Raw genomic sequence first — 24,216 nt, 5'->3', positions numbered from 1 at the left:
TACTACTTTTTTATTTACTACCAGCGTCTGACTCCAACGCCACTGTCTCCCCACCTAATTCTTTTGCAAACTTTAGAAAAAAGTCATCCGCAATCTTTTTAGCTGAAGCGCTAATTAAGCGACCGCCAATTTGCCCCAACTTGCCCCCAATAGAAGCTTCAGTCGTGTAGGAGATCAAAGTCCCCCCTTCGGCCTGCTTAAGCTCTACTCGAGATTTGCCCTTAGCAAACCCAGCCGCACCTCCTGAGCCCTCAAAAACCATAGAGCAAGACTGGTCCGGAATAATGTCGCTCAGTAGCAATTTCCCGGCAAATCGGGCTCTGACGGGCCCAATCTTGAACATCACCTTGGCATGAACCTCTTCTGGAGATACTCGACTAATTTCCTCGCAACCCGGAATGGACTTGGCCAGTACGTCTATATCGTTCAAACCCCTCCACACATCAGGGATCGAAGCGGATATAAGTTGCTCGCCATTTAGTTCCATTTACTCTCCTTGGGGTTTGTACGAATAGAGTCTTATCTACCAATTGTTCAACAATGTACCATTATTTAACTTTTGGTCAATAAGTCCAAATTCGGATAAACCCTGAGAACCCATGCGTTTTACTGAAGATAACGTTTCCAGTCCAAATAATGCTGAAATTTCAGCCAGCGAAGCGACGCCTGCCAGAAAGCGAATGGGAACTGCGGAACGAAAACGTCAGATTCTCGATCGCGCCATTCAGTTCTTCGCCAGAAATGGAATAGATGGCCAGTTAAGAAATTTATCCAAAGAGCTAGGCATTACCCATACCCTGCTCTATCACTACTTCCCAACTAAAGATGCTTTGATTCAAGAAGTCTATAAAGAGGTTTTTGAATCTCGTTGGAAACCAGAATGGGAAGCATTGCTGGATGATGACTCTCTCACTCCAGAAGAAAAATTCAATGCCTTCTATTTGGATTACTCGAACACAGTACTGACTTATGACTTTGTTCGCATCTTGATTTTCTCCGGCTTAAGCGATCACTCCATTAGCGATCGCTTCTTTGAGCTCTTGCGCACACGCTTATTACCAAGACTTATTCGCGAGACACGTAAGTACTGCGGTCGTTCAGATACATCTAAGCCTACGCAGCGTGAGCTTGAGTTTTTGATGGGTCTGCATGGCGGTATTTTCTACATTGGCATGAGGCGCTGGATCTACGGCCAAGCCATTTATGCCGCTGAGAGCCCCAATACAGAACAAGAAATCATTCGCGATCGAGTGCAGTCTTACCTCCATTCCGCTAAATCACTATTTGCTTAATTCAAAAGGTCACCATGTCTAACTTAAGCCTTAATCACTTCTCTATTCGTAGTCTCGAGATCGAAAAAACTACTGAGTTCTATAGCAAATTACTTGGTCTGACAGTCGGCCCAAGACCAGAGTTTCCGTTTCCAGGGGTTTGGCTTTATAACGGCGATGAAAGTAGCTGGGCCAATGCAGTCCTGCACCTCATTGCTATTGATAAAAATGATCCAAACGGACTCAAAAAATATTTAGGCGAACGTGACCCTAGTTCGCTTCATGGATCTGGCGCAGTTGATCACATCGCTTTTTTTGCAAATGGTCTGGAAGAGAAAATTGCGCTGCTCAAAAAATTAAATATTTCCTATCGCGAAAGAACCGTGCCGGTAATCGGACTCCATCAAATATTTTTAGATGATCCTAATGGCATTGTTATTGAGTTGAACTATCCAGCGGCAGAAAAAACCGCCCTTGATGCGAAAGCAGCCTAGGGGTTATTAATGGCAAAAATTCTAGTCATTGGCGGCTCTCTTGGCGGTTTGTTTGCGGCGAATATTTTGCTGCGCCAGGGACATGACGTCACTTTGCTAGAAAAGACTGTGGGCTCTTTAGATGGTCGCGGCGCAGGGATTGTGACGCACGATGCTTTGGCCCAGGCACTACGCGCTGCTGGCGTCACCGTTGACGAGACTCTAGGTGTACCTGTAACAAAGCGCATCACATTAGGTGCTGACGGCCAAAGCCTCGGTGAAATGGAATTGCCGCAAGTACTCACCTCTTGGAGTCGCCTGTATCACATGCTCAAGGAGAGCTTTCCGACTGAGCGCTATTTGCAGGGCAAAACAGTAAAGACCGTTAATCAAGATACCAATAACGTGCACGTCGTTTGTGAGGATGGTAGTCAATACGATGCTGAGCTACTGATTGCATCTGATGGCATTCGTTCAGCGGTTAGAGCAGAAGTTGCCCCGCAGATTCAACCGGAATACGCTGGATATATTGCTTGGCGTGGGGTTTGCGATGAAGCCTGCTTATCCAAGCACACGTTAGAAACTTTATTTAATCGCTTTGGCTTTTGCTTGCCAAATGGCGAACAAATGCTAGGGTACCCAGTAGCCGGCTCAGGTAATGACACCCGTCCAGGCAAGCGACGTTACAACTTTGTCTGGTACCGCCCCGCATCAGAAGACGAGGAGTTGCTCAGCCTTCTAACTGATGATGATGGCCATTACTATCCGACCGGCATTCCACCGCTCAAGGTCTCATGGAAGCACATCGCACACATGCGTAAGGTGGCTCAAGAAATCTTGGCGCCCCAATACGCCGAAATCCTTGAAAAAACACCAGCCCCCTTCTTGCAAGCAATTTACGATGTGCGCTCAGAACGGATTGTGTTTGGAAGGATTGCCTTAATGGGTGACGCAGCATTTGTTGGTAGACCTCATGTAGGCATGGGCGTCACTAAAGCTGGTGATGAAGCAATGGTGATTGCAAAGCATATTGCCGCACTTGGCGCCACACCAGCCGCTCTAAACGCCTACAGCGAAGAACGTCTCAAATTAGGTCAGCAAGTGGTGGCTAGAGCGCAGTATTTGGGACGCTATATGCAGGCCCAGGGTAACAAGGGTAATAGGGATAACGAGAAGCTCAAAAGAAATGCCGATACTGTGATGGCGGAAACCGCTATTGATATCAGCGATCTATTAGCTCAAGGGAAAGCAGTGCCTGAGTCCGCACATTAAAAGGCGCATTCAGTTAAGATTTAAAAAAACAAAAAAGCATTCTTATTTAACAAGGTTTTATATGGAGGAGACAACCATGAAACAAAAAGTAACGAATCAAACGCGACGCAAGATGTTGATTGGTGGAGCTGCAGCTGCAAGCACCCCACTTTGGTTAAATGTGGCAAATGCGCAAGCCGACACTATCAAGATCGGTTTTCCAACCCCATTGACTGGCCCCTTCTCCGCAGAAGCTCAAGATCAAGTAAAAGCCGCCGAACTAGCCATTAAAGAATTTAATGATGCTGGTGGCCTTAATGGTCGCAAAGCTGAGCTTCTGGTGAGGGACACCAAACTTAACGCCGGCGAAGCCGCAACACGTACATTGGAGTTAATTGAAAAAGACAAAGTCAATTTTGTTGTTGGGTCACTTTCTGCTGCCACACAACTTTCAATCAATGCGGTATGTAAAGAGCGTAAGGTTCTCTTTAACTCGATCAGCCAATCAGATGCGATTAACGAAGCGAAAGACTGGAGTGTGTATACATTCCACGAAGCACTAAACCCAACGATGACTGCTGGTGCTGTAGCGCGCTACTCCATTCCTCGTTATGGCAAAAAAATTGTGTTCTTAACAGCTGACTATGCTTACGGCCATGAAATGGTTCGCGCATTTGAGCGTGCTGGTAAAGAAATGGGTGCTACAACCCTGGCTGATATTCGCCATCCACTAGGCACGTCAGATTACTCCGCCTTCTTGCCACGCATCAAAGCTTTAAATCCAGATATTTTAGTTTTATGCAATTTTGGACGCGACCTAGTGAATTCCGCTAAGCAGTGCACCGATTTTGGCTTGAAATCCAGCATGAAAATTGTGGCTCCTGTTTTGCTCTACACCTCACGTATTGCCGGTGGGGCAGAAGCATTTGAAGGTATTGCTGGTGGAACTTCTTATTACTGGGGTCTGGAGGATCGAATCCCGCAAGCAAAAGCATTTAATGACGCCTACAGAAAAGCATACAACGGCTCCGTCCCTTCTGATTACGGAGCACTAGGTTATGCCGGCGTTAAAAGCGTACTTGCGTCCGTCAAAATTGCAAAATCCACAGAAACAATGAAGGTGGTCGCTGCAATGGAAAATCTAAAGTATGACTGGTACAAGGGTCCCGAGTACTATCGTAAATGTGATCACCAAGCAGTTCAATCCGTCATCATCATCGAGTCAAAATCAAAAGATATGAAAGATAAGTATGACGTCTTCAAAATTTTGACAATCGAACCCACTACTGAGAAAAATATGCGTTCTTGCGCAGAGCTAGGCCATAAAGCCTAATCCAAAAATTTCAGGGTGGATACCATATTCACCCTGATCCACTCCCCCTAGCCATTTGGTAACGGGGAGTTTTTTTCTGAGTACATTTATGACCGGTCTTACATTTGAACTTCTTTGCATGCAACTGCTTACAGGCATCGCCTTGGGTAGTATTTATGCGCTTCTAGCACTTGGCTTATGCCTCATTTTTGGCATGCTCAATGTGGTGAACTTCGCCCATGGCGCCTTCTTTATGGTGGGCGCATTTTTGGGTGTGTACTTCCTAGGTATCACTGGAAGTTTTTGGTTTAGTTTGGTGCTAACCCCATTATTAACAGGATGCTTAGGCCTTTTAACTGAGCGCTTCTTAGTCAGACCACTCTATGGTCGCGGTCTAGATTACCCTCTACTGCTAACCTTTGGTCTTTCTTATGTTTTGATCGAGGTTATACGCATCACTTTTGGTATCGAAGGTCTGCCATCGGTAACTCCAGAGGGTCTGGGCGGAACACTCAATGTAGGAATTGGATACTTCCCTAAATACCGTCTCTTCTTAATAGCTGCGACCGCTGTAATCATTCTGGGCGTCTGGTTCTTTATTCAAAAGACGCGCTACGGACTCATTATTAAAGCCGGTGCAGCCGATCAAGAAATCGTCAAAGTTCTTGGTGTTGATATCGCCAAGGTATGGCTCTTAGTCTTTGCGCTAGGTTGTGCAATTGCAGGCCTCTCTGGCATTCTTGCCTCACCAACGCGCTCAGTAAATCCAGAAATGGGCATTCCGATTCTGGCTGAATCTTTTGTAGTAACCGTTGTCGGTGGCATGGGCTCCCCAGTAGGCGCTGTAGTGGCCGGTCTATTGGTGGGCGTGGTCTACAGCATGACATCCCTTTTCTTCCCTGATCTGGCAGAGCTCTCCATTTTTGTTTTGATGGCTGTAGTGCTGCTAATCCGCCCACAAGGTTTATTTGGTAAAGCAGGAGCGATGGGCTAAGGCTCCGTAAATTTATGAATTCATTTTTCCAACTTATTGCACGCCACCGCGTACTTGCTAGTACGCTGTTCTTGGCAATCTTTCCATTCATCATGCCGTATGAAGCTTTGGCGATCAATATTTTGATCTTTGGCTTGTTTGCCATGGGCTTTAACTTGCTGTTTGGCTATATGGGTCTACTGTCTTTTGGACACGCAGCATTTCTAGGTATTGGTAGCTATCTAACTGGTATTGGCATTGTTCACTATGGCATGCCATGGGGAGCAGCAATTTTGGTTGGCATCATTGGCGCAGCGATTGGCGGCCTCATCATGGGGTATCTTGCAATCCGCACTCGCGGCATCTACTTCTCCATGGTGACCCTAGCACTCGGTCAAATTGTTTATTACATCTTCTATAAGGCAGAGAGTCTGACCGGAGGCGAGAATGGTTTGCGCGGTGTACGTGTAGATCAATTTAATATTTTTGGAATCCCAGTTGACTTCTTAAACCCACTCGTCAAGTATTACATCATTCTTTTCTTTGTAGTGATCGCAATCTGGTTAATTTCTCGCATTCTTAGCTCGCCTCTAGGCGCAGTCATGGAGGCCATTCGTGAGAATGAAAAACGTGCGGCAGCTTGTGGGTTTGATGTGGCCCGCACCAAGCTACTGGTATTTGTTCTGTCGGCCGCAATTTGTGGCTTGGCAGGCTCATTACGCGCCCTGCATCTCTCAATCGTGCCAATCGATTCCCTGCACTACTTGCAATCCGGTCAGGCTGTGATGATGAGTATTCTGGGTGGCATGGGAACTTTCTTTGGGCCATTCATTGGCGCGGCAGTCATGCTCTACCTAGAAGATGTGGTTACCACATTCACCAAACACTGGATGGCCGTCGTTGGCCTGGTATTTATGTTCTTTGTACTGTTCTTCCCTAAGGGAATTTGGGGAACCATTCTGAGCAAGCTACAAATTCATCAGGATTCCAAATAATGAATAGCGCAACTACAACCCCTATTCTTGAAGCACGCAATGTCAGCAAGAGCTTTGGCAAGTTCAAAGCTCTTCAAAACGTGTCCACTAGCTTTATGCCAGGCACACTTACTGCAATTATTGGCCCTAATGGCGCCGGCAAAAGTACATTCTTCAACGTATTGAGTGGCGCATTTCCTCCTTCAAGCGGTCAAATTCTGTTTAATGGCAAAGACATTACCGGTATGCAGCAACATGAGTTTGCTCGAATCGGAATCTCTAAGAGTTTCCAGATTACCAACGTCTTTAAGCAGCTTAGTGTTCATGAGAATGTCCGCGTAGCCGCGCAGATGGAAACTGCACGCTATAACTTCCTTCGCAATGCCCAAAGCTATCCAAAACCTATTGAGATTGCCGATGAACTTCTTCACCGGGTAAATCTAGAGCACTTGCGCAACAAAAAGACTGGCGATTTAGCCCATGGCCAACAGCGCGCCCTCGAAATCGCCATGGCCTTAGCCTGCAACCCTAGCCTGCTATTACTTGATGAACCGACTGCAGGCATGTCGCCCGAAGAAACGCTGGTGATGATGGAGCTTATTCGTACGCTAGCCAATGAACGCACAGTAATTTTGGTTGAGCACAAAATGAAACTCATCATGGGTCTTTGTAAACGCATCATCGTTCTCCACCATGGTGAATTCTTGGCTGAAGGCACCCCAGAAGAAATCCAAAATAATGCTGAGGTACGTCGCGTGTACCTGGGCCAAGGTTAAACAGAAAGCAAACTATGTTGCGTGTAGAAAACTTAAACGCGTGGTATGACCGCAGTCACGTATTACAAGGGGTTTCACTTGAGGTGAGCAAAGGCGAGATTGTTACTCTAATGGGTCGCAATGGTGCGGGCAAGACTACGACTCTTCGCTCGTTAATGGGTCTCTTATCCAAGCGCCAAGGCAAAGCCTCAATTGATGGTACTGATTTTTTAGATCTACCAGCTCACGAACGTTTTCACTTGGGATTGGCTTATGTTCCGGAAGACCGTCGTATTGTCCCCGGCCTTACTGTTAAAGAAAATCTTGAGCTTGGCGTGATCGCCAAGAAAAAAGCTGGTGATATGAGCGCTTTAGTTGATGAGATTGCAGAGACTTTTCCGCGATTGAAAGAGCGCCTTCATCAGGATGGCACTTCCATGTCGGGTGGCGAGCAACAGATGCTTGCAATCGCCAGAGCCATGATTGGCAAGCCTAAAGTCATTCTTTTGGATGAACCGTCTGAAGGAATCATGCCGGTCTTGGTTGAGGAAATGTTTGAGTTATTTGCCAAACTGAAGCAGCAAGGTCTAACTATTCTGCTAGTAGAGCAGAACGTACAGCAAGCCCTAAAAATTTCTGATCGAGCTTACATTCTGGATCAAGGCGAGATTGTGTTTCATGACACCGCTCAGAACCTCTTAAATAACGATGAGATTCAGCAGAAGTACTGCGCAGTTTAAATAAGATGTAACCAGTGGCCCAATTGGTGCCAAAAACTTTCTGGCACCAATGTCAGAAGCCATGTCAGCGTAATGAAGCGTAGTAGCTTCCCTATAAACATATAAATCAGGCATGGCTGCCAAGGCAGCCTTAGCCATCCAGCTGCTAGGCATAGAGGATCGCCAAGCCCAGGCAACCAAGAGAGCAGCAAGAGCTTGGGGCCCCACTTCTCGAGCCAACGCTTCAAGCGACTATTACGGGGCTCATCCATTGCCTTAAAGCTGTTTCGTGCTATTAACCCAAGCCACCAATCAACCATCCCGCCCAACGTATTGCCAACTGTCGCAACAGCAATTGCAGCCCAAAATAAGTCAGGATTAAGAGTGATGTAGCCAAATAAGATTGGCTCAGACCCAGCAGGAATTAAGGTTGCAGAAATAAACGCACTTAAAAATACAGCCGGCAAGCCAACTGACGGCATCCCAAACCAACTAAAAAAATGCTCGAAGGCATGCTCCATTAAGCAATAGCCCTTAAGGTAGGTGCATGCAAGCAAATAACTTTAGATGTCATAAGGCCTATTTTGCCTTGTTTTAGTCAATCCCCAAGATTTTCAAATCTTGCTTAAACTAATACCTATATTAGTAAATTAACCATAACACCTATAAATTGAGACTTTCATGAGTTACCCCATCCCTAAACCAGATCAATATCAAGAAATGCGTGAAGCCTTGCGCGATCTATGCGGAAGCTTTGATTCTGCCTATTGGCAGAAAATTGATCATGAACGAGGCTATCCAGAAGCCTTTGTAGATGCTATGACTAAGGCTGGTTGGTTGGCCGCACTCATTCCCGAAGAATATGGTGGCTCCGGTCTTGGTTTGGCAGAGGCCTCAGTCATCATGGAAGAAATTAACTTTGCTGGTGGTAATGCAGGCTCCTGTCATGGCCAGATGTACAACATGGGCACCCTCTTGCGCCATGGCTCTGATGCGCAAAAGAAACTCTATCTTCCAAAAATTGCCACTGGTGAATTGCGCTTACAAACGATGGCAGTTACTGAACCGACAACAGGAACTGACACCACCAAACTGAAAACTACAGCCGTTAAAAAAGGTGATAAGTACGTAGTCAATGGCCAGAAAGTTTGGATCTCGCGCATTCAGCATTCTGATTTAATGATTCTTTTGGCAAGAACCACTCCATTGGCGGAAGTAACCAAGAAGTCTGAAGGTATGTCGATCTTTATCGTCGATCTGAAAGAAGCTATTGGTAAGGGAATGGATATCCAACCAATCGCCAACATGGTCAATCATGAAACCAATGAAGTGTTCTTTGATAATTTAGAAATTCCAGCTGAAAACCTAATTGGTGAAGAAGGCAAAGGCTTTAAGTACATTCTCGATGGTCTTAACGCAGAGCGCACCTTGATTGCCGCCGAATGTATTGGCGATGCCTATTGGTTTGTAGATAAAGCTCGCCGCTATGCGAATGAACGCGTTGTGTTTGATCGCCCTATCGGCAAAAATCAAGGTATTCAGTTTCCCATAGCAGACTCTTATATTGAGACTGAGGCAGCTAACCTCATGCGCTTTAAAGCTTGTGAGCTTTTTGACGCTCATCAGCCCTGTGGTCCAGAAGCCAATATGGCCAAGTACCTAGCTGCCAAAGCCTCTTGGGAAGCTGCTAACGTCTGCTTACAAACTCATGGTGGCTTTGGCTTTGCAAATGAATATGATGTTGAGCGCAAGTTTAGAGAAACTCGCCTCTATCAAGTGGCGCCAATTTCAACGAACTTAATTTACTCCTACATTGCCGAGCATGTTCTTGGCCTGCCAAGGTCTTTCTAATAGGATATTGAAATGGGTATTCGTCCTTTAGATGGAATTACGGTTGTTTCTTTAGAGCATGCAATTGCAGCGCCTTTCTGCACACGCCAACTAGCTGACCTAGGCGCACGAGTGATCAAGGTTGAGCGCCCTGGTGGTGGCGATTTTGCAAGAGGTTATGACACTCAAGTGGAAGGTCTTTCCTCTCACTTTGTTTGGGTCAATCGCTCCAAAGAAAGCTTAACGCTTGACCTCAAGCAACCATCAGCGATTGCCGCACTTAAAACACTCCTAAAAACAGCTGATGTGCTGGTCCAAAATTTGGCACCAGGCGCTGCTGCGCGCATGGGCCTGACTGCAGAGATTTTGCAGAAAGATAACCCTGGACTCATTCTTTGCGATATTTCTGGCTATGGCAATAACGGACCTTATCGGGATAAGAAGGCTTACGACCTACTGATTCAGAGTGAAGCAGGCTTCCTATCAGTTACCGGCACAAAAGAAACCCCAAGCAAAGCAGGCAATTCGATTGCAGATATTGCCGCAGGCATGTACGCCTACACCAATATCTTGGCAGCCTTATTGCAAAGAGGGAAAACAGGTAAAGGCACTGTCATTGACATCTCTATGCTGGAATCCCTTAGCGAGTGGATGAGCTTTCCAATGTATTACGCCTACAAAGGCGCAGAACCACCCCCAAGAAATGGCGCCTCACACGCAACAATTTATCCGTATGGTCCTTTTAAGGCTGGCGATGGCAAGACCGTGATGCTTGGACTTCAAAATGAACGCGAATGGGTGCAGTTTTGTGAGCTTGTTTTAGAGAATACCGCGCTTGCCAAAGATGAGCGCTTCGATCGCAATTTCAAGCGCAATGAAAAACGTGCTGAACTCTTGGAAATTATTGATGCTTGCTTTAGTCAGCTTACATCCGAGCAGTTAATCGCAAGATTAGAAAAGGCCCAAATTGCTAACGCTCATTTAAACGATATGGCAGGCCTGTGGAAGCACGAACAACTGAAGGCGCGTAATCGCTGGACAGAGGTGGATACCCCTAACGGCGCTATCACCGCCCTGCTGCCTCCGGGTTTGAATGATAGTTACGAGTACCGCATGGATGCCATTCCTGCAGTTGGTGAACATACTGAGGTCATCCTCAAAGAGCTGGGCTTAGCAGACCATCAAATCGCCGAGATGAAGGTTAACGGAGCGATTTAAAGCAGTGGCGAAGTTAAATGGGCTGCGTTCTCAAGGTATCTACGCCACACCGGTCTATTGGCCCAGACCTTAGGATTGACGAGGTCTGATTGCGCCAAATAAGACTCAATTAGCTTCTCCAGCTTGGCACAAAAATCGACGTTGTAAACGATTAGGCTGATTTCAAAATTTAGACGTAAGCTACGCTGATCAAAGTTGACTGATCCGAAAATTGCGATTCGTTTATCGATCAACAAACTCTTAGTGTGCAACAAGCCCCCATGAAATTCAGCGATTGTTACGCCCGCATTCATTAGGTCAGCATAAAAACTTTTACTACTCCAAGCAACCAAGGTGGAGTCATTCAATTTTGGCAGAATGAGCGTGACCTTGACTCCCCTACCTGCAGCCGCCATGAGCGCCTGGATTAATCCATCATCAGGCCCAAAGTAAGGAGTGGTAATTGTTAACTCCTCTCTAGCATCCATGATGGCGGAGAGTAGGACCTGATACAAAATATCGTCTCGATAAACAGGCCCAGATGAAAACTCTTGTGCAATTGCACCGCCCTCATGAGGCGAAATAGGTGGCTCACGATCATCAAAGTGAGTAATGCTGGGGTTATCAACGCTCCAGTCAAATGCAAAAGTGAGCTCAAATTGCGCTGCTACCGGACCTTCAATGCGAACCATGGCATCTACCCACTCACCCACACCGGAGTCTTGCTTGAATGTGCGAGGGTCAACCAAATTCATGCTACCCGTCCATACAACTGCACCATCAATTACAAATATTTTTCGGTGGAGACGCAAATCCGCGCGACGGAACTGAAAACGACCAATCTGAATAGGTAAAGCTTCTGTTACTTCAATACCAGCTGCACGGAAACGTGCTGGCCAGTGAGATTTAAACCAATTCTTACTCCCCAGCGAATCTAGCAGTACACGACAGGCAACGCCACGCTTAGATGCAGCAATCAGGGCCTCACAAACCCGATCGGCATCACCACCCAAGGCCCATATATAAAACTCCAGGTGCAAACTTTTTTTAGCTTGATTAATCTCATCAACAAAATTTTGCAGAATTTTTAAGGAGTTTGTGTGCAATTCAATCTTGTTACCAGCAGCCACTGGCGAGCCATTTTTAGACTCAGCTAAGAGGCTCAGAGCCCTGCCTTCGACAGGCAGCTTCTGGCGATCTGCTGCAAACTGTTGTCGCATTGTTTCAGTAATTTTTTCGTATTGATGATTCATGCGAATAATTTTTCGCGTCAGCTTTCGGCCTACGGGGCGTTCACCAATCAATATATACAGCGAAATACCAATGATAGGTATCAAGATGACGATTAAAAACCAAGCAAATGCAACGCCAACCGGCCTTCTTGCCGAGATCAAATGAAAACCAAACAGGATTACGATAATTGAATGTGCTATCGGAACCCAAATTAAAGAAAATCCAAAAACAGACCCAAAAATATACGCAATGATGTTCATACAAGTTCCAGTTCTGCAGTGATACCTAAATGATCCGATAGTTTTAACCACTCATGCAAAATTTCTGCAGAATGAATCTTTAAGCCGCGCACATAAATCCTATCCATAGGAAGCAGCGGTTTGATGCTTGGGAAAGTCTTAGCTGGGGAGCCTGTAAGCGCCTCAAAGACCTCATTAAATCCGGCTGCCCTCATTGGCGCACTTACTCGATTGCGCCAGTCATTAAAGTCCCCCGCCACAATCGTTGGCCCGCCCTCGGTCAAATTTTGAATATGGCCAATGATTGCGTCAAGCTGACGCTCTCTACCGCGCTCAAAGAGTGCGAGGTGCACACAAAAACAATGGATTGGTTTATCGATGCCATCGAGCTTTGTAACACTATGCAGCAACCCACGGCCCTCAAAACGATATGCTGAAATATCGTAGTTATTTCCCTTTTGTTGGGGATGCTTAGAAAGAATGGCATTGCCATGATGGCCATCGCGATACTCCACGTTTTTTCCATAATGCCAGTCATGCCAAAACTCTTCCGACAGAAAGTGAGTCAGCTCTGTTAGCGGCCATTGACCAAAACGTCTAATCCTGCCTCGATGCTCCTGCTGCAACTCTTGCAAAAAAAGCAAATCAGGATGATGGCTGCGCATTTTTTCACGCAACTGGTAAATGGTTGAATGTCGATGTAATGGCGATAAGCCTTTATGGACATTCATACTCATAACGGTGAAGCGCGCGCTCTTCGTAATCGTCATCAAAACTGTCCTGCCGCCCGTTGACGCCTTACGCGTGCTAAGTAAATTTCGCCCTCAACCAGCTCCTGGCACTGCATACACTTATTGCAAATAGAAGCCCGCTCCCGCAACTCCTCTATAGAGTCCACCGGGTTAGCATCTAGATACTCGCGTAAATCCACGTCGAGAACCTCATTGCAAAGGCAAACCACTTCAGCCATAAGTCGAAAATAGGGGAATCAGTCTCATTACAGCCATTTTGCCATTGCCTTGATAGAATCAAGCGCATGTTGAAAGCTTTTCAGGACGCCCTCACCCTACTCGCCCATTTAGATGGCGGAGTGCTGGGAATCGTCTGGGTTTCCCTGCAGGTTAGCCTCACGGCCCTACTGATTGGAACGCTACTAGGCCTTCCAATTGGCGCCCTGCTAGCTACGGAGCGATTTGCAGGCAAGAAAACGATTATTGTGACGCTCAATACCCTCATGGGCGTTCCAACGGTCATTGTTGGCGTGATTGTTTATCTTATGCTTTCTCGCTCAGGACCTCTTGGAGCCTGGGGTTGGCTATTTACTACCAAGGGCATGATTGTGGCTCAAACTCTGCTCACAACCCCTCTAATTGCCGCCCTAAGCAGGCAAATTCTGGAGGACTCTTGGAGCATTCACCGAGATTCTTTTTTAAGCCTGAGATTGCCGCCACTGTCCCGCTTTAAATGGTTGATATGGGATTGCCGCTTTTCTTTGACCATCGCCATTTTGGCCGGGCTAGCTCGGGCTATTTCTGAGGTGGGGGCCGTCATGATCGTTGGCGGCAACATTGATCACTCCACCAGAACCATGACCACTGCAATTGCGCTGGAGACTAGCAAAGGCGACCTTCCCTTAGCGCTAGCACTGGGCATAGTCCTGTTAATGATTGTTTTATTGGCAAACCTATTTACCTTTGCAGTTCGCCAAATTGCGGAGCGTCGCTATGGTTAATGCAATGGAGAATTTTGAAAGGTTCATCGAGCTCAAGGGCATTACAGTTAAGAGCAACGGTAGAACTATTCTCAATATTCCACATGCCATCATTCCGGCTGACCGAATTACCGCTTGCATTGGGCCAAATGGCGCCGGAAAGACTACTTTTTTAAAGTTGCTTGATGGCCTCATTAAGCCAGATACCGGAACTGTTACTTACTCCTTTAAAACGAGGATCTCCTTAGTTTTGCATCACACTCCAATGATTAAAGCATCTGCCATTACTAATCTTGGAATCGTTCGTGATGCCGATTCCTCTATCAGCAACTCTGATCTAGTAGATGTGATGGAACAAGTCGGCTTAAGCAAATTATCTGGCAGTCCCGCACATAAGTTATCAGCCGGCGAAAGACAAAAATTATGCCTAGGAAGAGCCATTCTTCAAAAGCCCAATTTAGTTTTATTGGATGAGCCAACTGCGAACCTTGACCCCAATACTACGGAGCAAGTCGAAGGATTAATTCGCCAATTTAATCAGCAAGGTGCAGATGTTATTTTTTCATCACATCAATTGGCTCAGGTGCAAAGACTTGCTGAGCACATCATCTTTATTGATCAGGGCGAGATAAAAGAAAAGGGACCCGTAGGTCCCTTCTTTGCCAATCCCCAAACACAAGCAGCTAAACGCTACTTACATCAAGAGCTACTAGCCGACTAATTACTTAGCCGCTGGAGCTGCGGCAGGTGCAGCGGCCACTGGCGGTGTAAATGGCGGCGGCGCTGTACATGCAGCTGGAGCAGGTGTGCCTGGAACTCGAAATTGATCAGCTACTTTGTTTTGAGCTAGGCATAACTTGTATGCACCGACTCTATCGCCGTAAGCAGCTTTTGCTTTAGTAAGCGCTGCTGCTTCTGCTTGCTCAGGAGTCAACGGCGGCAGTGCAGCCAATACTGAAGATGCGGCAAACGCGCAGAATGTGAAAGCAATGATTTTTTTCATGGCTTACCCTTTTTTGTTAAGTTCGTCATACCAGAGCTCATGGTGCTCTTTAGCCCAAGTAGCATCCACATAACCAGTCTTCATGCCATCGATTGAGCCTTCCATACCGATGGTGCCGATATAGATGTGCCCCATTGCCATTGCAGACATCAAGATCGCAGCGCTGCTGTGAATGATGTTGGCAATTTGCATCGTGCCACGAGTGTATTCAATAGTCATGAATGGCACGATCATGTCGAGCACAAAGCCTGAGGCTGAAATTACCAAGCCCAAGAAAGTCATACCAAACCAGAACCAGATCTTTTCACCGCCATTAAAGAAACCAGCTGGCACATGCTTGCCACTAAAAATGCCACCAAAAGTTAAATACCACTGGAGGTCACCTTTACCAGGTAAATTCTTATGCGCAAAGAGCAAGAAGAAAATCACGATACAAATAGTGAACAAAGGACCTGTGAAGTTATGGATGTTTTTGCAAACCATGAGGAATGAGCCATAAGCAGCCCCGCCCATTAACGGCATTGCAAAGTACTTGCCATACAGAATCAATAAGCCAGTAAAGGCCAAGGCTAAAAAGCTAAATGCCATCAACCAATGAACTAAGCGATCAAATGCACTAAAGCGCTTGATCTTTACGCCAGACATTGGTTCATGCAGCTTGATTGAACCCTTAACCGTGTACATCGCAATAACCCCGAAAAAAGCTATTGCCAATAACCAGCCACCGTAAACAGTGATAACCCCATTACGAATTACGCGCCACTCTTGACCAGAGCGCTGGATCAGAACGCTAGCCTCTTTATCTGGAATGCTGACGTAGTTGTAAGGATCGCTATTTGCTGAAGTAAAAATAGAAGGGTTTGCCGGCTGAGCCTGGGCTTGCGTTCCATTAGCCAAAGCATTTGGATTGGCCGGCACTGACAAAGGCGGCACATCCACTCCGCTAGGAGATGGCAATGGCGCCATCGGTGCGCGCTCTGCAAAGCTCATTCCGCTTGCCAAAGTCAGCGACAAACCAGCAGCCACCACCAAAGTGCGTAGAACTTTAGAAAATGATCGTTTCATACACATGTCCTTAAACGTTTTCGTTTTATTTATTGTTATTTAGTGGATCACTTAACGCGACTGTATTCGTTTTGACCCTGAGTACGCTTGTCGATCGACTCAGTCCAACTAGCTTGGTTGCCTGGCGTCCAGCCCTTTGTCACGAACCCATTATTTGCGCCCATGTAAGGAGCAACGTCTGGACGTTTAGCAGCTTTCGCAGCAATTTCAGGGGGCTCAGAGCAAGCGGCCAACAAAGCTGCTGCTGCAAAACATAAACCGAGAGTTTTGAAATTCACTTTCATTATTTAGCTCCTGGAATTTTTGCAGCAGGTGTTGGAGTTGGCGCTGGCGCATCTGGACCACCATATGCAGTAGTCCAACCAAAGGCCTTGGATCCTGGATATTTGCCGTTCTTCTCACGAGTAGCAACGCGGTTGTTGAAAATACCAGTAATCACATCACTGTCGCCACCAATCAATGCCTTGGTAGAACACATCTCAGCACAAAGCGGTAACTTACCTTCTGCCAAACGGTTGCGACCATATTTTTCGAATTCGGCAACACTGCCATTTTCTTCTGGGCCGCCACTACAGAATGTGCACTTATCCATTTTGCTGCGGGAACCAAAGGCGCCCTTGCTCAAGAACTGTGGTGCGCCAAATGGGCAAGCAAAAGAACAGTAGCCGCAACCGATACAAATATCTTTATCGTGCAGAACTACGCCCTCGTCGGTGCGGTAGAAGCAATCTACTGGGCACACCGCCATACAAGGAGCATCGCTACAGTGCATACAAGCAACTGAAACTGATTTTTCTTGACCAATGATGCCGTCATTTACTGTTACAACGCGACGACGGTTAACACCCCAAGGTACTTCGTTTTCGTTTTTACAGGCAGTGACACAACCGTTGCACTCAATGCATCGTTCTGTGTCACAAATAAATTTCATTCTTGCCATTGTGTTCTCCTGACTTTATTTTTTGACTTAGGCAAATTTCTCGATTTGACACATTGTGGTTTTCGTTTCTTGCATCATCGTCACCATGTCATAACCATAAGTAGTTGCAGTGTTAACCGCTTCACCCTGAACTACAGGAGCAGCACCTTCTGGGTAGTATTTACGCAAGTCAGCGCCTTGCCACCAACCAGCAAAGTGGAATGGCACAAATGCCGTACCTTGATCAACACGCTCAGTAACCAATGCGCGAACTTTGATCTTGGCACCAGTTGGAGACTTCACCCAAACGTAATCCCAGTTCTTAATACCGCGATCAGCTGCAGCCTTAGGATTGATCTCCACAAAGTTTTCTTGTTGGAGTTCGGCCAACCATGGATTAGAACGAGTCTCATCACCGCCGCCTTCATACTCAACCAAACGACCAGAAGTCAGAATGATTGGGAACTTCTCATAAAGTTTGTTATTCAAGTTTTGATCTTGAACAGTCTTATAGAGAGTTGGCAAGCGCCAGAAATTCTTCTTGTCCGCTGCTGTTGGGTACTTGCGCATCATTGGAGCGTTAGTACTGTAGAGCGCTTCACGGTGAATTGGAATTGCATCTGGGAAGTTCCAAACAATCGCACGTGCTTTCGCATTACCGAATGGATGGCAACCGTTCTTCATTACAACGCGCTGAATACCACCAGACAAGTCAGTCTTCCAGTTCTTACCTTCGGCAAGTTTCTTTTCATCCTCAGTTAACTGATCCCACCAACCTAATTTCTTTACAAGCACGTGATCAAACTCTGGGTAACCAGTCGTGATTGCTGACCCCTTAGAGCAAGAGCCATCGCCAGCTAACAAACTCACACCCTCACGCTCAACACCAAAGTTAGCGCGGAAGTTACCGCCGCCTTCCATCACACTCTTGCTGGTGTCATAGAGATTTGGTGAGCCAGGATGTTTAATTGCCGCTGTGCCGTAGCAAGGCCAAGGCAAGCCATAGTAATCACCAGTAGTGTCGTATCCGGTTAGTGGGTCTACACCACCACGAGACTTCAATGTCTTCGGATCAAATACGCCAACCATTCTCATATGCGCTTTGAGGCGCTCAGGAGTTTGACCGGTGTAGCCAATAGTCCAGCAAGAGCGATTGATCTCGCGCAGGATATCTTCAATTTGCGGCTCCTTCCATTGCTTACCAGCAAATTTAGAGTTGAGCATTTTGTAGTTCTTGGACAACTCTTCACCGAAGCCCAAACGATCAGCAAATGCTTGCATGATTACGTGGTCAGGAACAGACTCAAACAATGGATCGATGACTTTTTCACGCCACTGTAATGAGCGGTTTGAAGCTGTAGCAGAACCAGTAGTTTCAAACTGAGTAGCCGCAGGCAATAAGTAGACGTTACGATTTTTGTTAACAACATCACCTTCAGCCGCAGGCATTGCTGCCATTGCTGCTGTAGCACTTGGGTATGGATCCACCACAACCAAGAGATCTAACTTATTCATCGCGCGCTTCATATCTAAGCCGCGTGTTTGTGAGTTAGGTGCATGCCCCCAGAAGAACAAACCTTTAACGTTTGTCTGTTGATCAATCATGTCGTTCTTTTCGAGAACAGCATCAACCCAACGAGAAACGGTAGTTCCGGATTTCTCCATCATGTCTGGTGCATAGCGACCTTTGATCCAATCGTAGTCAACACCCCAAACAGCTGCGAAGTGTTTCCATGAGCCAGCAGCCAAACCATAGTAGCCAGGTAATGAATCTGGGTTAGGACCTACGTCAGTTGCACCCTGAACGTTATCGTGTCCGCGGAAAATATTGGTACCACCGCCAGACTTGCCAACGTTACCTAATGCCAACTGCAAAATACAGGACGCGCGAACCATTGCATTACCAATGGTGTGTTGTGTTTGACCCATACACCAAACAACCGTACTTGGACGATTCTTGGCCATGGTTTCAGCTGCTTTATACATTTGAGCTTCAGGCACACCGCAAGCCTCTTCAACCGCAGCAGGAGTCCACTTCTCCATAACCTCTTTACGAATCTCTTCCATACCGTAAACGCGGTCGTTGATGTACTTCTTATCTTCCCAACCGTTTTTAAAGATGTGATAGAGCAAGCCAAACAAGAATGGAATATCTGTACCGGAACGAATGCGGATGTACTGATCTGACTTAGCAGCTGTACGGGTGTAGCGCGGATCAACCACGATCACTTTGCAGCCATTTTCCTTAGCGTGCAAAAGACTCAACATAGAAACAGGGTGAGCTTCAGCAGCGTTTGAACCAATATACAAAGCTGCCTTGGCATTCATCATGTCGTTATAGCTATTGGTCATCGCACCATAGCCCCAAGTGTTCGCAACACCGGCAACTGTTGTGGAGTGACAAATACGAGCCTGATGGTCTGTATTATTTGTACCAAAGAAAGAGACCCACTTACGCAGCAAGTAGGCCTGTTCGTTGTTATGTTTAGATGATCCAATAAAGAACATTGCATCCGGAGAATATTTCTCGCGAATACCCTTCATCTGAGCAGTAATTTCTGTGAGTGCTTGGTCCCAAGAGATACGCTGATATTTGCCATCAACCAACTTCATTGGATAACGCAAGCGATAGTCACCATGACCATGCTCACGCAATGCTGCGCCCTTTGCGCAGTGTGCGCCCAAGTTAATCGGGGAATCAAACACAGGATCTTGGCGTACCCAAACACCATTCTCAACAGTAGCATCGACGGCGCAGCCCACTGAACAGTGGGTACAAATAGATCTTTTGACTTCAATCTTGCCCTTACCATCAAGCATCGCCTTGCTTGGCTCAGCAGCAGCCTTTTGCACAAAGCTCAATTGACTTGCAGCGATGCCGGCACCAACTCCTACGCCTGAGCGCTTAAGGAATGTGCGGCGATCCATCGTTGGCACAGCAGCTTTTAAGCCACGTGACAAGCTGCCAATCAGGCGCGATGTTGAACGACTGCTTTGTGGGGTATTGGATTTACGAGTCAGACTCATATGGTGTCCCTGAGAAAGTTTTTGTATTTATTGAATAACAGTTACAGCAAAACAAAGATCGTTAAATCAAAGTGGTTTCGTAATACTTGCGCATGTGTGCAGACATCGTTTGACCGACATCTTTCACTGTTTTGGTGCCACTAATTTCTTGGATAACTGCCTTACCAACTGGAGTTTGACTAGCAACAGCTACAGCGCCAACTGCAGCGCCTGCACCAATAAAGAACTTACGGCGCGACTGTGTATTTTCTTCGCTTAAAGCAACTTTGGATTTAGTGCTCATGGCATGCTCCTATGTAATTTTTCTTGATTTCGCTCAAGTGTAATCCGTAATTGCATTTTTGGCATATTAGCCATATAGGGGATTACTAGGTCATAAATTCAGTGCGCAACATGCTGCAACGCAGCATCAAATCATGTCAAAACCTTGCCCCTCAATAGCCAAGAATTCTCTAGTGAGAGCGGCAATCGGGTGGTAGAGATGCATCTCTGGAATATCTTCTATTGCATCGCACAATTCGTCATACCAAGGGCGAATGTGCTCATTGAAAAAAACCCTTTGATTTGTAAGGTTTGAAATCTCGACATCATCCCCTGCAATCAGGTATCGCATTACTTCGCAGAGCGCAGAGATATGGTCCTCAGTTTCAGTAACCTCCTCCGCCGCCTCTAGCCCAAATTCCGCTAAAGCCTTGCGAATGTTGACCAAGGGCTTCTCGTTAAGATGGCCGGCAACATAAAAAGAGCCATTGAGCACGACATTGGGTTTGCCAACGCTGATGAAATTCAAATCAAACTCATCATGCCAAGCTTTAGCTGGGTTATTTTTCGCAACCTCAACCACGTCCATCCAGACTTTTGCCAATGGCGCCTCGTCAGCGGCATCTTGCTGATCTGCTGTTGCGGCAATCTGATCGAGCAACTCTTGATCTGGCGGCATCTGAAAAAAACGTGCGATCAAACCATATAGATCGGCTCTTGCAAGATCCTCCGGCAAACCAACATCGCCTACTTCCGCAGATAAATTATCTTTTGCCGCCTCTTTTGCCATTTCACTCATGTTCTTTTTTCACCATATCTACTACACGACAATCGCCACACATCTTGAGCCTGTCCATTGCTGCACCAGCAAAAGCGCCATGAGCGCCCAACTTGGTCAACATCAAATCAACCATCTTCATTGTTCCAAAAGGCTTGCCACAGCTAATGCAATGGAAGGCCTGGGTTTCATTGAGTACTGCCTTTTGCTTGCGCTGCTCAACCGTTTGCAATCGAGGAGAGAGCGTTAGCGCTTTTTCTGGGCAAGTCTGTACGCAAATTCCGCATTGAACACATTGCTTCTCGATAAAGGAGAGTATTGGCTCATCAGGATTATCCAAGAGCGCGCCCTCGGGACATCCGCTGACACATGACATACAGAGAGTGCACGCATCTTTATTAATTGCGAGGCCACCCAATAGAGAAGATTTTGGTAGGGCAACGCCAGCTTCAGGGAGCGGTGTTTTTGCTTGCTTTTGTAAATGCTCTAAAGCAGCTTCTAGCGTTTCGCGCTTCTGATTAGATAAGGCAACCGTTGCAGGCGTGCAGATGGAACCAAGCGCACCTCGCTGACGCAATACACCCATTGCTTTAGATGCTGTAGCTAAGTCGTCAGTAGAGTTTGCCAATATCAAATGGATGCGCTCATCAAATCCATAAGCCTTAAGAATACTATTGGCTAAATTTGCCTGCTCTTCGAGTGCGGCACGATAAGCCGGATCTTCATCTCCACTCAAAAGAAGAATAACTTCCGCAAAACCATAAGTCAGACTGCTGAGCCACAAATCCAACCCAGTAGAGGCAATATGCTCAATACCGTAAGGAATAACAAAAGCAGGAAGTCCTTCAAACTGCTTTGGCATGACATGCGCAGATCTACCTAATCCGTCAATCATTTGCGTGCCAGCTTTTAAGCTGTGCAACAGCAAGCTTGGCGCCATTGCTTGATTGATCTTTTTGGCTTCTGCGGTAAAGACGCTAGCCAAGGTTTTCAACTCTTTACCTTGATGCGCAACGCTTGGGTAGTTGTAACGCATTGCACCTGAAGGGCAAGTAGTAGCGCAAGCGCCACAACCCATACAAAGATTTGGGTTGACCTCTACAGAGCCTTGGCCATTTTTAAATATGGATCCAATTGCGCCTGTAGAGCAAACATCAATACAAGCACTACAGCCTACTTTGCCATTACGGCCATGTGCACAAACTTTTTCGTTGTAGACAAAGTATTTAGGTTTTTCAAACTCACCCACCATCTCTGACAGCTGATTTACTGCCAAGGCTTGCTCCAAAGGATCCACCCCAGGAGCAAAGTAACCTTGTGGAGTTTGACTCATACGCATTTTAGGATCCACACGCAAATCCAGAATCAGATCAAATTCAGCGTTACGTGCACGCTCTTTTCTATCAAAAGAAATTGCGCCAATACTTGCACACGCTGTAACGCAATCGCGGTGAGACTTACATTTACTTAAATCGATCTCAAAAGAAAGATTGATTGCGCCTTCAGGGCATGCTTCAACGCAAGCCCCGCAGCGAGTACACATCTCTGGATCAATCGGATTTTGCAGATCCCAATCAACAGAAAAATTACCTAGATAACCATCTAACTTAGTAACCACGCCTGTAAAAATGGGATAGCTTCTAGTAAGCGGTAGGTTACCTGGCTCAGTGCATAAAACTGACACATCTAAAGATGGGCTTAATTTTTCCGCCCAAGGAATCGCCTGAGATCCAGCGCCGACAATTAATAATCTACCTTGGCTTTCGTAATTCACAACGGGGACTGGCTCAGCCTCTGGCATATCCGCCAAAGCCAATAAAGCGGCAATCTTTGGTCCCGAAGTTTTAGCCTCTTGTGTCCAACCAGCAACTTCACGAATATTGACAAAGCGCAGAGGGGCTACCAGCGGCTTCTCGGCCTGATCGGCTAGCTCACTAAATAATGCGCCCTCCTGTGTGCACGCCACCACTAAAGAATCAGAGCCATCCAAAGCTTTTAAAAAGGAACCAACCTCTTGTCTACATAAAGATTGATGAACCGGCACGCCCATTGCTTTTGCGTCCAAAGGCATGGTGCCATTACAGTTGCAGACTAATTTTTGACTCATGCGCTATCTTCTTAGGTTTTTTTCTGTTCTTGCCCCACCGGTGCTTCTGGTGACACTTCATCCAATGGATCGGGCGCTCTTGCTGCGCCGATGTGCTGTGTGGATGTTAAATCACTTTGCATTTGCGCCTCTAATGACTCACCCTCCAGCTGCGGACCAGGCGGTTGACCCACGCTCTGTTGCGCATCCTGAGACTCCTCCTCGCCTGGCTTGCGGAACAAGTTCAACATATCGCTCTGCACCATTCTCTCCAACATTCCAGGAGGCAGTGGATCGGGCTTGCTGTAATCGTCAATATAGATATCCAACCCATCCATGATGTTGAAGTGGGGATCGGTAAACATTTTCTTTAGAGCGGCCTGCTGAACAGCGGGATCTACATCGGGCTTCATAAAAGCGGAAAAATCTGGAGCGAATCGATCAATCTTATCCACATCCTCCAAAGTCGGAGGCGGCGGAGTATCTTCCGGTGGACTCTCAAGAGGAAGAGTTGTGGGGGCTTCGCTCGACGTCTCCACCTTATTCTCCAGCGCATCTTCCTCTTTGCCTGCCTTACGTCTAGACCAACGACTTAGAAATCCATCCGCCATCATTCCTCCGCAGGACGCTCTGCACCTTTAAACGAGGCGGGCTTGTGACGTTTTTTAGGCTCTGGCCGATAGTTGTCATTGACATATTCTTGCAACCAAGCTGCATGCTGCTCGCTCATTGGAACTGTGTCTACTGACTCCCCGCCATCGAGCAGGCGGGCTGCTTCGTTGTAACTAACACAAATACGATGGGGCACAGCAAAAGATGATTCAGATTTTGCGAGGGCAATAGATTGCTCATCGATATAACGATCAATATCTTCTTCTAGACGCCACATTACAAACCAAGCGGGCGTTGTTGCAGAAACATTCAGGTAGTAGCCTTCGGCCTCGTCTGGGAAGAGATCCAGTTCGTAGCCGGTAAACAACCAAGATTCCCCATCTGCATCACGCCCCAAAAACTGACCTACGATGGAATTACTTTGATTGCTGTTAAATTGCCCAAAATCAGGCAACACTTCCTTAGGCATCCATCGGAATGAAACCCATGGATTATCGATATTTTGTTTGCGCATCAACACTGCAAAA

The 24,216-nt window shown here is 46.6% G+C and carries 27 protein-coding genes; 12 read left to right on the top strand and 15 right to left on the bottom strand.

Annotated features, from left to right (window positions below):
* Window positions 1-10: 10 nt before the first annotated feature.
* A complete protein-coding gene (locus tag C2745_RS03040) occupies window positions 11-487 on the bottom strand; it encodes a CoxG family protein (protein WP_215384960.1) in 477 nt (158 codons plus the stop codon).
* A 112-nt stretch (window positions 488-599) separates the two neighbouring features.
* Between C2745_RS03040 and C2745_RS03035 the strand changes: the two genes are divergently transcribed.
* The 8 genes from C2745_RS03035 (at window position 600) to C2745_RS03000 (ending at window position 7,749) form a co-directional block, all read left to right on the top strand.
* Complete coding sequence (locus C2745_RS03035) at window positions 600-1,292, top strand: TetR/AcrR family transcriptional regulator (protein WP_215384959.1); 693 nt, start codon at window positions 600-602, stop codon at window positions 1,290-1,292.
* 14 nt (window positions 1,293-1,306) lie between these two features.
* Window positions 1,307-1,765 (top strand): VOC family protein, encoded by a 459-nt coding sequence (locus tag C2745_RS03030; protein ID WP_215384958.1) that lies wholly within the window; start codon window positions 1,307-1,309, stop codon window positions 1,763-1,765.
* Window positions 1,766-1,774: 9 nt separating this feature from the next.
* Window positions 1,775-3,016 carry an FAD binding domain-containing protein gene (locus C2745_RS03025; protein ID WP_215384957.1) on the top strand — a complete coding sequence of 414 codons (1,242 nt, stop codon included), beginning with the start codon at window positions 1,775-1,777 and terminating at the stop codon, window positions 3,014-3,016.
* A gap of 76 nt (window positions 3,017-3,092) precedes the next feature.
* Window positions 3,093-4,328, top strand: a complete 1,236-nt coding sequence (locus tag C2745_RS03020) for an ABC transporter substrate-binding protein (protein WP_251368374.1) — start codon at window positions 3,093-3,095, stop codon at window positions 4,326-4,328.
* A gap of 88 nt (window positions 4,329-4,416) precedes the next feature.
* Window positions 4,417-5,301, top strand: a complete 885-nt coding sequence (locus tag C2745_RS03015; protein WP_215384956.1) for a branched-chain amino acid ABC transporter permease — start codon at window positions 4,417-4,419, stop codon at window positions 5,299-5,301.
* Window positions 5,302-5,315: 14 nt separating this feature from the next.
* Window positions 5,316-6,275: a branched-chain amino acid ABC transporter permease gene (locus tag C2745_RS03010; protein ID WP_215384955.1), complete on the top strand. Its 960-nt coding sequence runs from the start codon at window positions 5,316-5,318 to the stop codon at window positions 6,273-6,275.
* A complete protein-coding gene (locus C2745_RS03005; RefSeq protein WP_215384954.1) occupies window positions 6,275-7,030 on the top strand; it encodes an ABC transporter ATP-binding protein in 756 nt (251 codons plus the stop codon). The genes C2745_RS03010 and C2745_RS03005 overlap by 1 nt, the downstream gene beginning before the upstream one ends.
* A gap of 14 nt (window positions 7,031-7,044) precedes the next feature.
* Window positions 7,045-7,749 (top strand): ABC transporter ATP-binding protein, encoded by a 705-nt coding sequence (locus C2745_RS03000; RefSeq protein ID WP_215384952.1) that lies wholly within the window; start codon window positions 7,045-7,047, stop codon window positions 7,747-7,749.
* Here C2745_RS03000 and C2745_RS02995 read toward each other — a convergent pair.
* Window positions 7,746-8,249: a YqaA family protein gene (locus tag C2745_RS02995; RefSeq protein ID WP_215384950.1), complete on the bottom strand. Its 504-nt coding sequence runs from the start codon at window positions 8,247-8,249 to the stop codon at window positions 7,746-7,748. The two genes, C2745_RS03000 and C2745_RS02995, sit on opposite strands and share 4 nt — an antisense overlap.
* A gap of 160 nt (window positions 8,250-8,409) precedes the next feature.
* Between C2745_RS02995 and C2745_RS02990 the strand changes: the two genes are divergently transcribed.
* Window positions 8,410-9,579, top strand: a complete 1,170-nt coding sequence (locus C2745_RS02990; protein WP_215384948.1) for an acyl-CoA dehydrogenase family protein — start codon at window positions 8,410-8,412, stop codon at window positions 9,577-9,579.
* A gap of 12 nt (window positions 9,580-9,591) precedes the next feature.
* Complete coding sequence (locus tag C2745_RS02985; protein ID WP_215384946.1) at window positions 9,592-10,776, top strand: CaiB/BaiF CoA-transferase family protein; 1,185 nt, start codon at window positions 9,592-9,594, stop codon at window positions 10,774-10,776.
* On the opposite strand, the gene cls is transcribed toward C2745_RS02985, so the two are convergent.
* Genes cls through C2745_RS09715 form a run of 3 tightly spaced genes read right to left on the bottom strand, consistent with a single transcriptional unit; the run spans window position 10,773 to window position 13,197 of the window.
* Window positions 10,773-12,248 (bottom strand): cardiolipin synthase, encoded by a 1,476-nt coding sequence (gene cls, locus C2745_RS02980; protein WP_215384944.1) that lies wholly within the window; start codon window positions 12,246-12,248, stop codon window positions 10,773-10,775. The genes C2745_RS02985 and cls overlap by 4 nt on opposite strands.
* Entirely contained in the window at window positions 12,245-12,997 is a 753-nt protein-coding gene (locus tag C2745_RS02975) for an endonuclease/exonuclease/phosphatase family protein (RefSeq protein WP_215384942.1), read from the bottom strand. Before C2745_RS02975 ends, cls begins: the two co-directional genes overlap by 4 nt.
* Window positions 12,997-13,197 carry a (2Fe-2S)-binding protein gene (locus C2745_RS09715; RefSeq protein ID WP_215384940.1) on the bottom strand — a complete coding sequence of 67 codons (201 nt, stop codon included), beginning with the start codon at window positions 13,195-13,197 and terminating at the stop codon, window positions 12,997-12,999. Before C2745_RS09715 ends, C2745_RS02975 begins: the two co-directional genes overlap by 1 nt.
* A 66-nt stretch (window positions 13,198-13,263) precedes the next feature.
* On the opposite strand from C2745_RS09715, the gene C2745_RS02965 reads away from it, so the two are divergent.
* Window positions 13,264-13,959 carry an ABC transporter permease gene (locus tag C2745_RS02965; RefSeq protein WP_215384938.1) on the top strand — a complete coding sequence of 232 codons (696 nt, stop codon included), beginning with the start codon at window positions 13,264-13,266 and terminating at the stop codon, window positions 13,957-13,959.
* Window positions 13,952-14,659, top strand: coding sequence for an ATP-binding cassette domain-containing protein (locus C2745_RS02960; RefSeq protein ID WP_215384937.1), 708 nt, complete (start codon window positions 13,952-13,954; stop codon window positions 14,657-14,659). Before C2745_RS02965 ends, C2745_RS02960 begins: the two co-directional genes overlap by 8 nt.
* On the opposite strand, the gene C2745_RS02955 is transcribed toward C2745_RS02960, so the two are convergent.
* From C2745_RS02955 to C2745_RS02910, 10 genes are all read right to left on the bottom strand, one after another.
* Window positions 14,660-14,941 carry a hypothetical protein gene (locus C2745_RS02955; protein ID WP_215384935.1) on the bottom strand — a complete coding sequence of 94 codons (282 nt, stop codon included), beginning with the start codon at window positions 14,939-14,941 and terminating at the stop codon, window positions 14,660-14,662.
* A gap of 3 nt (window positions 14,942-14,944) precedes the next feature.
* Entirely contained in the window at window positions 14,945-16,006 is a 1,062-nt protein-coding gene (locus C2745_RS02950; protein WP_215384933.1) for a formate dehydrogenase subunit gamma, read from the bottom strand.
* Between the two features lie 47 nt (window positions 16,007-16,053).
* On the bottom strand, window positions 16,054-16,290 hold the full coding sequence (locus C2745_RS02945; RefSeq protein ID WP_215384931.1) for a hypothetical protein: 237 nt from the start codon (window positions 16,288-16,290) through the stop codon (window positions 16,054-16,056).
* A complete protein-coding gene (gene fdh3B, locus C2745_RS02940; RefSeq protein WP_215384929.1) occupies window positions 16,290-16,946 on the bottom strand; it encodes a formate dehydrogenase FDH3 subunit beta in 657 nt (218 codons plus the stop codon). Before fdh3B ends, C2745_RS02945 begins: the two co-directional genes overlap by 1 nt.
* A gap of 27 nt (window positions 16,947-16,973) precedes the next feature.
* On the bottom strand, window positions 16,974-19,952 hold the full coding sequence (locus C2745_RS02935) for a formate dehydrogenase subunit alpha (protein ID WP_215384928.1): 2,979 nt from the start codon (window positions 19,950-19,952) through the stop codon (window positions 16,974-16,976).
* 61 nt (window positions 19,953-20,013) lie between these two features.
* Window positions 20,014-20,235: a formate dehydrogenase gene (locus C2745_RS02930; RefSeq protein WP_215384926.1), complete on the bottom strand. Its 222-nt coding sequence runs from the start codon at window positions 20,233-20,235 to the stop codon at window positions 20,014-20,016.
* Between the two features lie 126 nt (window positions 20,236-20,361).
* Window positions 20,362-21,012, bottom strand: a complete 651-nt coding sequence (locus C2745_RS02925; RefSeq protein ID WP_215384924.1) for a molecular chaperone — start codon at window positions 21,010-21,012, stop codon at window positions 20,362-20,364.
* Window positions 21,005-23,098 carry a 4Fe-4S binding protein gene (locus C2745_RS02920; protein ID WP_215384922.1) on the bottom strand — a complete coding sequence of 698 codons (2,094 nt, stop codon included), beginning with the start codon at window positions 23,096-23,098 and terminating at the stop codon, window positions 21,005-21,007. The genes C2745_RS02925 and C2745_RS02920 overlap by 8 nt, the downstream gene beginning before the upstream one ends.
* 11 nt (window positions 23,099-23,109) lie before the next feature.
* On the bottom strand, window positions 23,110-23,688 hold the full coding sequence (locus C2745_RS02915) for a DUF3306 domain-containing protein (RefSeq protein WP_251368372.1): 579 nt from the start codon (window positions 23,686-23,688) through the stop codon (window positions 23,110-23,112).
* Window positions 23,688-24,203: a DUF3305 domain-containing protein gene (locus C2745_RS02910; protein WP_251368370.1), complete on the bottom strand. Its 516-nt coding sequence runs from the start codon at window positions 24,201-24,203 to the stop codon at window positions 23,688-23,690. Before C2745_RS02910 ends, C2745_RS02915 begins: the two co-directional genes overlap by 1 nt.
* Between the last annotated feature and the right edge of the window lie 13 nt (window positions 24,204-24,216).

The organism is Polynucleobacter sp. AP-Kolm-20A-A1 (assembly GCF_018688315.1).
In the GTDB taxonomy this organism is placed as follows: Bacteria; Pseudomonadota; Gammaproteobacteria; order Burkholderiales; family Burkholderiaceae; genus Polynucleobacter.
This window is presented reverse-complemented; position numbering and strand designations above follow the sequence as displayed.

Excerpts from the sequence above, each read along its gene's own strand:
- C2745_RS03040 (WP_215384960.1), bottom strand. The coding sequence starts at position 487 with ATGGAACTAAATGGCGAGCAACTTATATCCGCTTCGATCCCTGATGTG.
- C2745_RS03035 (WP_215384959.1), top strand. The coding sequence starts at position 600 with ATGCGTTTTACTGAAGATAACGTTTCCAGTCCAAATAATGCTGAAATT.
- C2745_RS03030 (WP_215384958.1), top strand. The coding sequence starts at position 1,307 with ATGTCTAACTTAAGCCTTAATCACTTCTCTATTCGTAGTCTCGAGATC.
- C2745_RS03025 (WP_215384957.1), top strand. The coding sequence starts at position 1,775 with ATGGCAAAAATTCTAGTCATTGGCGGCTCTCTTGGCGGTTTGTTTGCG.
- C2745_RS03020 (WP_251368374.1), top strand. The coding sequence starts at position 3,093 with ATGAAACAAAAAGTAACGAATCAAACGCGACGCAAGATGTTGATTGGT.
- C2745_RS03015 (WP_215384956.1), top strand. The coding sequence starts at position 4,417 with ATGACCGGTCTTACATTTGAACTTCTTTGCATGCAACTGCTTACAGGC.
- C2745_RS03010 (WP_215384955.1), top strand. The coding sequence starts at position 5,316 with ATGAATTCATTTTTCCAACTTATTGCACGCCACCGCGTACTTGCTAGT.
- C2745_RS03005 (WP_215384954.1), top strand. The coding sequence starts at position 6,275 with ATGAATAGCGCAACTACAACCCCTATTCTTGAAGCACGCAATGTCAGC.
- C2745_RS03000 (WP_215384952.1), top strand. The coding sequence starts at position 7,045 with ATGTTGCGTGTAGAAAACTTAAACGCGTGGTATGACCGCAGTCACGTA.
- C2745_RS02995 (WP_215384950.1), bottom strand. The coding sequence starts at position 8,249 with ATGGAGCATGCCTTCGAGCATTTTTTTAGTTGGTTTGGGATGCCGTCA.
- C2745_RS02990 (WP_215384948.1), top strand. The coding sequence starts at position 8,410 with ATGAGTTACCCCATCCCTAAACCAGATCAATATCAAGAAATGCGTGAA.
- C2745_RS02985 (WP_215384946.1), top strand. The coding sequence starts at position 9,592 with ATGGGTATTCGTCCTTTAGATGGAATTACGGTTGTTTCTTTAGAGCAT.
- cls (WP_215384944.1), bottom strand. The coding sequence starts at position 12,248 with ATGAACATCATTGCGTATATTTTTGGGTCTGTTTTTGGATTTTCTTTA.
- C2745_RS02975 (WP_215384942.1), bottom strand. The coding sequence starts at position 12,997 with ATGACGATTACGAAGAGCGCGCGCTTCACCGTTATGAGTATGAATGTC.
- C2745_RS09715 (WP_215384940.1), bottom strand. The coding sequence starts at position 13,197 with ATGGCTGAAGTGGTTTGCCTTTGCAATGAGGTTCTCGACGTGGATTTA.
- C2745_RS02965 (WP_215384938.1), top strand. The coding sequence starts at position 13,264 with ATGTTGAAAGCTTTTCAGGACGCCCTCACCCTACTCGCCCATTTAGAT.
- C2745_RS02960 (WP_215384937.1), top strand. The coding sequence starts at position 13,952 with ATGGTTAATGCAATGGAGAATTTTGAAAGGTTCATCGAGCTCAAGGGC.
- C2745_RS02955 (WP_215384935.1), bottom strand. The coding sequence starts at position 14,941 with ATGAAAAAAATCATTGCTTTCACATTCTGCGCGTTTGCCGCATCTTCA.
- C2745_RS02950 (WP_215384933.1), bottom strand. The coding sequence starts at position 16,006 with ATGAAACGATCATTTTCTAAAGTTCTACGCACTTTGGTGGTGGCTGCT.
- C2745_RS02945 (WP_215384931.1), bottom strand. The coding sequence starts at position 16,290 with ATGAAAGTGAATTTCAAAACTCTCGGTTTATGTTTTGCAGCAGCAGCT.
- fdh3B (WP_215384929.1), bottom strand. The coding sequence starts at position 16,946 with ATGGCAAGAATGAAATTTATTTGTGACACAGAACGATGCATTGAGTGC.
- C2745_RS02935 (WP_215384928.1), bottom strand. The coding sequence starts at position 19,952 with ATGAGTCTGACTCGTAAATCCAATACCCCACAAAGCAGTCGTTCAACA.
- C2745_RS02930 (WP_215384926.1), bottom strand. The coding sequence starts at position 20,235 with ATGAGCACTAAATCCAAAGTTGCTTTAAGCGAAGAAAATACACAGTCG.
- C2745_RS02925 (WP_215384924.1), bottom strand. The coding sequence starts at position 21,012 with ATGAGTGAAATGGCAAAAGAGGCGGCAAAAGATAATTTATCTGCGGAA.
- C2745_RS02920 (WP_215384922.1), bottom strand. The coding sequence starts at position 23,098 with ATGAGTCAAAAATTAGTCTGCAACTGTAATGGCACCATGCCTTTGGAC.
- C2745_RS02915 (WP_251368372.1), bottom strand. The coding sequence starts at position 23,688 with ATGGCGGATGGATTTCTAAGTCGTTGGTCTAGACGTAAGGCAGGCAAA.
- C2745_RS02910 (WP_251368370.1), bottom strand. The coding sequence starts at position 24,203 with ATGCGCAAACAAAATATCGATAATCCATGGGTTTCATTCCGATGGATG.